This is a genomic window from Pseudoalteromonas sp. TB64 (assembly GCF_000498095.1).
Taxonomy (GTDB): Bacteria; Pseudomonadota; Gammaproteobacteria; order Enterobacterales; family Alteromonadaceae; genus Pseudoalteromonas.
The window spans coordinates 20275-28541 of the sequence record NZ_AUTQ01000220.1 but is presented as its reverse complement, the minus strand read 5'-3'; the positions used below and the strand labels follow the sequence as shown (position 1 = coordinate 28541).

The window sequence follows — 8267 nt, the reverse complement described above, 5'->3', positions numbered from 1 at the left end:
GTTTATTTGCGTCAAGTACCGCTTCTACATCGGTCATAAAAATAAGTTCTGCATTTAAATTACTAGCAATAGCTGCCGCTGCTTCATCTGCATTTACGTTGTACCACAAGCCTTGTTCATCAAAGCCGATGGAGCTCACAATTGGTAAACGAGAAATTTTAAGTAAATCGTTAATAATAGAATCATCGTTACTTGTGCACTTACCGACTAAACAAAGCGCTTTTAATTTTTGAGTAGCAGTTACACCCGCTTCAAAAAGACTTAAACCAACAGGTTTATGCCCCGCACTAATAGCCTGAGTCATTAATTGTTTATTTGCACAACCTGCAAGCGCACCCACTATATAAGGCATTTGCTCTGCTGGGCTAATACGTAAACCTTGGTGTTTAGCACTGGCAAAACCAGCTTCTTTTAACCAAGTATCAACAAGTGAACCGCCACCGTGCACAATTACAAACTGAGCATTTTGTTGCTCATTAAGTACATCAAATAATGCTTTAGCTGCATTTTCTATATTAAGTACTGCACCACCTAGTTTAATAACCCACGTTTTTTTACTCATTTAAAACGCTCCTTTTAAACCAGTGGTATGTTCTAAATTCATTGATAAATTAATACATTGTAAAGCTTGCCCTGCAGCACCTTTGAGTAAGTTATCAATTGCTGCAATAACAATTAATTGCGATCCTTGTTGCTGCCAACCAATATCAACGAATGGTTGTTTAGCTACACCTTTTATTGATGGGATTTTATCGCCTAGTAAACGAATAAGTGGCTCATCAGCAAGTACCTGATACGCTTGTGTTACTTGCTCACTTGTTACCTCTGGCTTTAATTGCACATAAATAGTTTCTAAAATACCACGAGGAAAATTACCTAAATGCGGTGTAAATAGCACTTTGTGACCAAGATGCTGTTCTATTTCAGGACCGTGGCGATGGTTAAACAAGCTATAAGGAGCAAGCGATACCTCACAAAAATGAGTGCCAACACTCGCTTTACGCCCTGCACCCGTAACACCCGATACGGCATTAATAATAATACTTTGATCGCTTAATAAACCAGCTTGTTGCAAAGGCTTTAATGCATTGAGCGCAGCTGTTGGATAACATCCTGCAACAGCAATTAGCTGTGCAGCAATAATTGCTTCGCTATTCCATTCAGCTAAACCGTAAGCTGCTTCATTTAATAATTCAGGGTGCTGATGCTCAAAGCCATAATAAGTAACATAATCATCATTGCTAGCGAGGCGATAGCCTCCTGACAAATCAAATACTTTTTTACCCATGGCTAAAAAACGCGGTGCTAAATCAACACTAACTTTATGGTCGGTACATAAACAGACATAATCAGCATTACTTTGAATGTCATCAAAAGCTGATACGCTAAGAGGAAGCAAAGGGTAATCTAGTAAACCAAGATGCTCTGGGTATAAATCACTTAGTAATTTATTTTTATCTAAGCTACCTTCCGATACATAACAACCTACTAAGGTTAAATTTGGGTGTTTAGCAATTAAACTTGCTAACTCTGCGCCGCTGTATCCGCTTGCGCCAATAATCGCTACATTCATTTGTTACTCGTTATCTTAAAATTAGTTTCTACTTGTCTATAATGTTCGCTTAAACTAGCTTAGACGCTAATTAAGTCTTTTTTATTAATGAATTTTGATTATCGTCGCATTATTTTCATAGCATTACTTTGATATATTTATGCTTAAAAAGTGAATTGATATTCATAGTAAATACTTTTATATTGTTATGCAATTAAATTGAATACTTATTTTGGATTTTTTATGCCTTTGCCATCGTTTATTTCTATGTACCAACAATTAATTGCAGCACCTTCTATAAGTTCTATTGAAGATAGTGAATGCATGAGTAATAAAAATGTAGTAGAGCTACTTGCAAAGTGGTGTGAAACCCTTGGTTTTACTTGTGAAATAATTGAACTAGAAGGCAAAAAAGGACGTTATAATTTATTGGCAAAACGAGGAAATGGTGATGGCGGATTAATGCTCGCGGGTCACACCGATACAGTGCCATTTGACGACAGCCGTTGGAACCATAATCCATTTAAACTTACCGAACTCGATAACAAATTGTATGGGTTAGGAAGCATTGATATGAAAGGTTTTTTTGCTTTTGTATTACAGGCTGTCAGTGAGCTTGATGAAAAACAGCAAACTCAACCTATTTTAATACTCGCCACTGCCGACGAAGAAACAACAATGGCAGGCGCACAACAAATATGTAAACACCCAAATTTAAAACCTGCGCGCTGTATTATAGGCGAACCCACTGATATGACTCCGGTATTTACTCATAAAGGACACATGAGCACAGCAATTAGAGTAGTTGGTCGTTCAGGTCATAGCTCCGATCCCGAACGTGGTCTTAACGCCATTGAAGTTATGCATAAAGTGATTGCAAAATTACTGATCTTAAAAGAACAATTAAAGCATAAGTATTCAATAGAACACTTCGAAATACCCTACCCAACTTTAAATTTTGGAAATATTCATGGTGGCGACAACGCAAATAGGATTTGTGGTTGCTGTGAAATGCACATAGATATGCGTCCGTTACCGGGTTTAAGTATTAAAGAGTTACAAGCTTTAGTTCTTGATGCAATTAAAGAAATAAACGAGCAATACCCTAATGCTGTTAGTGTTATCGATTTGCATGACCCCATTCCGGCATTTAGCGGCAGCACCGATAGTGCGCTTGTTAAGCTAGCTGAAAAAATAGCGGGGCAAAAAGCGATTGCTGTAAATTACTGCACTGAAGCGCCTTATATTCAACAACTAGGGTGCGAAACAATTGTAATGGGTCCAGGCTCTATTAACCAAGCGCATCAACCTGATGAATTTTTAGCGACAGAAAAAATAAAACCATCACAACAAATTATCAGCAATATAATTAAAGCGAGCTGTTTTAGCAATAAGAGTCACTAATTACTTATTACAACACAAAATAATAAAGATGCCAATTGGCACCTTTATTATTAAATACAGAGCTAAGGCTTAATCGCCTTTAACTTCTAAGTTAATAAACTTAACTAGCTCATCAGGTTGACCTACAAGCATCATTATTTGTTGATTAACTTCCATCATAGTTTTGCCTTCAGGTAACTTAGCCGACATTGAAAATGAATTTAAGCCTTTAACAAAACCAATAATTGCTTGCGCTATTTCGTCAGTTACTGGAGCTTGTTGTAACTGTTGCTCAACCATCATTTGCATTTGCTCAACGCTCATACCTTGCTTTTTAAGCTCACTTTCTAAAAGTTCTTTAAGCTCGCCTTGGTTATTTAAAACAAGGTTAACGCTACGAGGTTCGAGCTTGCTCATAGCTTGCATTATTAATGTTTGTTGCTGTAACTGTTGCTCATACGAAAGAGGCTCGTTGCCTGCTGCTCGCTGCGCTTTGCTTATCTCAAGTGATGCTTCCATAAGTGCTTTAGAGTTAGCTAAGCCCATATCCATATTAAAACTAATAATATCTTTTGCATCAAGCTTAACAACTACATCACTGTCGCCCGACTGTTCATCGTAATCAAGTGATGAATGCAAATCGTAACTGGCTGTCGCTAGCATTGGATTTGTATCAGCAGGTAACTTTGCTACAAAGTCTTTATTAAACTGAAAGCTTTTTACATCAAACGATGTATGAGGAGAAATTTTATCTGGCTCATAACCGGTTACTTCGATGCTTTGAATATTAGCAACATTGTCACCCTCAGGGCTTATCACTTCCATGTTTGTAATTTCTACGCTTTTTGAAATAACACTTGCCGATAAGCCAGCATATTTAAATGTAGCGCCTGTTTGCTCGCTAACTAAAGCCAGTTGCTTGTCTACTTCTGCACGCACTTCTTGCGTTGCCACGTAGTTTGCATAGCTAACACCACCAACGCCCGCAGCAATAATCGCTGCAACTATAACTAATTTTTTCATGTTATTTCCTTATTTAATTCTTTATATAAATTGTCTCTACTTAAGAGTAACACTGAAGAACATCACCGATAAGTGTTAATTAATCAAACTAAGTAACTCATGCACCGTTTTTACCGGCGTAATTTTAGCGCCTAGCCCTTCCATTGATTTATGATAATTACGAAATGGAATAAATATTTCAGTAAATCCATGCTGTGCGGCTTCTTTAACGCGCGGTACACCACTGTCGATTGGGCGTACATCGCCGTTTAAGCTAAGCTCTCCCATAATGCAAGTAGTACGAGGCACTACAAATTCATTTAAACTGCTAAGTAGCGCGGTAACTAACGCCAAATCTATACAGGTTTCTGTCTCATCGATTCTTAAGCCACCCACAATATTAAAAAATGTATCGTGGAATATTTTAGTTTTAGTGTGTTTACGCAATATGCCAGTCAGCATTTTTATACGATTCATGTTTAAACCAACACAAACACGCTGCGGGAATTCTGCCTCTGTTTCGGTGGTTAAACACTGAATTTCGAGTAATAAATTACGATTTCCTTTACGTATACACGTAATTGTAGACCCTGGTGAATCTGTGGTGGAGCCCGATAAAAATATTTCACTTGGGTTATCAACGCTTAACATTCCGCGTTCGCACATTTTAAAAATACCAACGGTATCAATATCACCAAAGCGGTTTTTATTTGCTCTTAGCGTTCTAATTTGTCCATCGTTGGTATCTATATGTAAAAGTGCATCAACTATATGAACTAGTGTTTGGGGACCTGCTATTTCGTTGTTTTTATTTACATGGGCAATAATGAACATAGTTACATCATTTTGCTTACAGTATTGAGTAAGTGCTTGGGCGGCACTTTTTACTTGCGAAGGCGAACCAGGGCTGCCATTTGCCGTATCGGTTACAACTGCTTGAATAGAGTCGATAACAGCAAACTTAATTTTATTCTTCTCAAGCTCTTCAATAATAACTTCAACACTGGTTTCTGATAATAAATAAAGCTCATCAGCGTTATAGTTTAATTTTAAACGATTTACCCTGTTTTTAAACTGCGATAAAGACTCTTCTGCCGTACAGTAAAGTGATGGCATGCGCTGCGACATTCTTGCCACTAAATCAGACAGCAGCGTTGTTTTACCTGCCCCAGGATCGCCTGAGATTATATTAACAGACCCTGTTGTGACACCACCGCTTAAAACACGGTCGAGCTCGCCAATTTCAGTTAGCTGTTTTTCAGCTTCTGTTGTAGTGATGTCATTAATTTTTTTAGAGCCACCACCAATGCCACCAGCATAACCACCTACGCTTGCTCGTGCTGATGCTTTTTGACTTTGCCCTGCTGAAGGTTTAAATTCTGCTAATGTGTTCCACCCACCGCAGCGGCATTGACCCTGCCAACGTGGGTAGTTCATGCCACATTCTGTACACACAAACTCTATTTTTGCCGCTTTAGCCATTAATTATCTTACCTACTTATATCTTTAATTTTTAAAATACTTATTTTGCCATTTCATGCTTTTGTTTAGCAACATACTCTTGCCAACGGGGAAATTCAGCACCACAATCATTAAACACAAATGCTATTTTCTTTTTTACTATAATTTAGGGCATACTTTTTGCTTCGAAAATAGTTTAAAGTAACTTGCCAATAAAATGGCAAATAACACATAATAACAAGAGCTAAACTGTAGTTACTCGAATAATCGTACCTATATTAACAACATAGCACGATTTAACGTTTATTGAATTTCTAATAAATGACTTAACAGTATACCTACTTTTTCAATTAGACGGTGATGGTTTTATAAATGGCTGATGACATAATGCTCAAACACGAAGACCTCGTGAATGAACTAAAACAATATTTAGGCAACGCTAAGTTTGACCTAATTTTCAAATCGAAAACTGCGGGGCTAACTAAACCTGAGCAGTTTTTGATGAAAATGGAAATGTCACGCTTGTCTCAGCCTGTGGCACGCTTTGTTGATTTACGCGGTTTAGTAACAGGACAAGTAAAGCCATACGAGCACAACGGTAAACAACACTTTATGGATGACACAGCCATTGAAGTGTTTGAAAAAGCCCTACAGCAACATGGCGAATATACATTAGCCGTTTACGAAGCTGTAATGAGCACCGAAAACAACCATCGCGTATTGCAAAAGCAAGCCGCCGAGCAGGCTGAAATACAAGAACTAGATGATTCACTCAGCACCAGCGTAATTAAGTTTGCCTCATACGAAAGCCGCCGTGAAGAACGTATGAACTACTCAATAAAAGTTACTATTGGGTATAATGATAAAAAAAATCTTGCTGCAAGCACATCTGATATTTCACTAAGCGGTTGTAAAGTAAAGCTTGCAACACGGTACGTAGTAAAAAAAGGTCAACTTATCGCTATGCGTTTAGTAGGCCTTGAGCAAGATTTTGAACTGGGTTTAAAAAATGGCATACAATACGAAGTCGTTGCCGTAGAAAACATTTCCCGTGAATTTAATCATATTCGTTTGAAACGCACTTACATTGAGAAAAACGAGGCTTTTGACGGATTTTTAGAAAGCTTTATTCACGGTAATAAGCGCCGCTATAAAGTTAATCTAGATAACACACTCGATGCTGTAGTTTCAAAAGGCTATGAGCAATATTATATTCCACGGGTAACCTCTTTATACGTGTTTTTAAGCAAAAATAATGAGCAATATTACCCAAGCCTTAGTTTAACCACCGAAAATAATATTTTTATTCAACGCTACTTTACTGATGAAAGAAAAATCCCCTGTTTATATAATGTGCTTAACCATCAGCGTGTATCTCAATTATTAACACAGCCAACTGCCGTTAAAGAAGATTACCTTTATACTTTCACTCATGTTTCTTCTGGTAAAATTTATTATTACTCAGCAACACGAAGTGAGCTTAATAGTAACACCGAGTTGAGTAACTTATTTTTAGGTTTTGGCAGTCAAAAAGAAAGCTGGCAGTGTTTTAAAATACAAATAATGCCAAGTCACCCAGACGATTCTTACATACCGCTTTCGTTACCAAATAGTGCTGGCACAAATATAGAAAAACTAAATAAGCCACCTTCACCACGTGTAGAAGGGCTTATAAAAGATGTTAAATACGTAGTTGTACTGACCAGTATTGGAAATAATATTGAACAACAACAATACAAAAAGCTAACTTATGATAAATCCACAGTTAATCAGCTCAAACATTTTGGGCATGCTAAACACAAAACTCCGCCTTATTTAGATATTGTTGCGCTTGAGTATGTAAATTTACGCTCGCATAAACGCTACCTTTATAAAACAGTTGTTGAAGTAAGTATTAATGATGTAATTATAAAAGGTTATACACGCGATTTTTCGGTGATGGGTTTACAAATAGAATGCGAGCAACCGGTTACCTTTAAAAAAGGCGATGTGGTTTTACTGTCATTTCCAGAACTACAAAAAATAACTAAAAAACATAAGCTTAGTGAATTAAAATACGAAACAATGGCTGTAAGTAAGTCATTTACTACTATTAATTTAAAAGCGAATAGAATTGCTGATTTACCACATTCAGGTGTCTCTTTTTTCACTCAGTTAATTGAAAGCAATAAAGATAAACTAAAAATATCGGAGGAGTCACCTAAAGTAGAGGGGCTTTCTACTGCACTTAGAAATATGGTTACAAAAAGTGTATGCCAATTTCCTCTGTACTTGCATAAAGAAGCAGCTCACTTTGCAACCGGAGCTATCGGCTTTGGCTTGTACGCAAGTCCACTGCATGTAATTTTACAAAATTTTGGTTTGTTAAATAACAAAACAGATTTATCGAGCATATTAACTAAAGATCAAATAGTTAATGTGATCACCCCAGGTATTAAAGATCGCAGTCGCCAAGATCCGCCTCTGGCGTTTACACTAGCGATTAACTTTAACCCTCGTAAGAGCAATATTGAAGATGCAATTACTAGTCAGTGCGTATTAGGCGAAGATTACAGCGAGTTTTTAGAGCAAATAAACAAAGGTGTTAAATCGGAGCTTATATTTATTATGCGTTTATATATTTCGCGTACAGGCCGTCCAGATACCGATTACTTATCGAACGAATTAAATTATGTTAGCCAATACGCACTGCACAAAGCAAAAGATTTAGAAGATGCATTATGGTCAGTAGCCGGTGTTGGCGATGTAGTTGATATAACCGAAGAAGCTTTAAGCCATTTACAGCTTGACCAACAACAGGTCGATCAGATGGGACGTCGAAAACTAATTTGGTTAAACCGCTTACGTTAAGCGGTTTAACTTAGTTTAT

General features: G+C 37.3%; 6 protein-coding genes. 2 read left to right on the top strand and 4 right to left on the bottom strand.

All coding sequences use genetic code 11. From position 1 onward, the window contains the following. Positions 1–562 (bottom strand): hypothetical protein (locus tag L647_RS0118425; RefSeq protein WP_024612344.1); only part of this gene is annotated, 562 nt, incomplete at its 3' end. Then, the gene (gene argC, locus L647_RS0118420; RefSeq protein WP_024612343.1) at positions 563–1573 is read right to left on the bottom strand and encodes an N-acetyl-gamma-glutamyl-phosphate reductase; all 1011 of its coding nucleotides are present in this window, start codon (positions 1571–1573) and stop codon (positions 563–565) included. Between the two features lie 222 nt (positions 1574–1795). Here argC and argE point away from each other — a divergent pair, with 222 nt between their 5' ends. Beyond that, positions 1796–2956, top strand: a complete 1161-nt coding sequence (gene argE, locus L647_RS0118415; protein WP_024612342.1) for an acetylornithine deacetylase — start codon at positions 1796–1798, stop codon at positions 2954–2956. Positions 2957–3025: 69 nt separating this feature from the next. Here argE and L647_RS0118410 read toward each other — a convergent pair whose 3' ends face one another. Both L647_RS0118410 and radA read right to left on the bottom strand, forming a co-directional pair. Continuing rightward, positions 3026–3958: a hypothetical protein gene (locus L647_RS0118410; protein ID WP_024612341.1), complete on the bottom strand. Its 933-nt coding sequence runs from the start codon at positions 3956–3958 to the stop codon at positions 3026–3028. 75 nt (positions 3959–4033) lie between these two features. Further along, entirely contained in the window at positions 4034–5419 is a 1386-nt protein-coding gene (gene radA / locus L647_RS0118405) for a DNA repair protein RadA (RefSeq protein WP_024612340.1), read from the bottom strand. 351 nt (positions 5420–5770) lie between these two features. Here radA and L647_RS0118400 point away from each other — a divergent pair, with 351 nt between their 5' ends. Then, a complete protein-coding gene (locus L647_RS0118400; protein ID WP_024612339.1) occupies positions 5771–8248 on the top strand; it encodes a PilZ domain-containing protein in 2478 nt (825 codons plus the stop codon). The last annotated feature ends 19 nt before the right edge of the window (positions 8249–8267 follow it).

Excerpts from the sequence above, each read along its gene's own strand:
- L647_RS0118400 (WP_024612339.1), top strand. The coding sequence starts at position 5,771 with ATGGCTGATGACATAATGCTCAAACACGAAGACCTCGTGAATGAACTA.
- argC (WP_024612343.1), bottom strand. The coding sequence starts at position 1,573 with ATGAATGTAGCGATTATTGGCGCAAGCGGATACAGCGGCGCAGAGTTA.
- L647_RS0118410 (WP_024612341.1), bottom strand. The coding sequence starts at position 3,958 with ATGAAAAAATTAGTTATAGTTGCAGCGATTATTGCTGCGGGCGTTGGT.
- radA (WP_024612340.1), bottom strand. The coding sequence starts at position 5,419 with ATGGCTAAAGCGGCAAAAATAGAGTTTGTGTGTACAGAATGTGGCATG.
- argE (WP_024612342.1), top strand. The coding sequence starts at position 1,796 with ATGCCTTTGCCATCGTTTATTTCTATGTACCAACAATTAATTGCAGCA.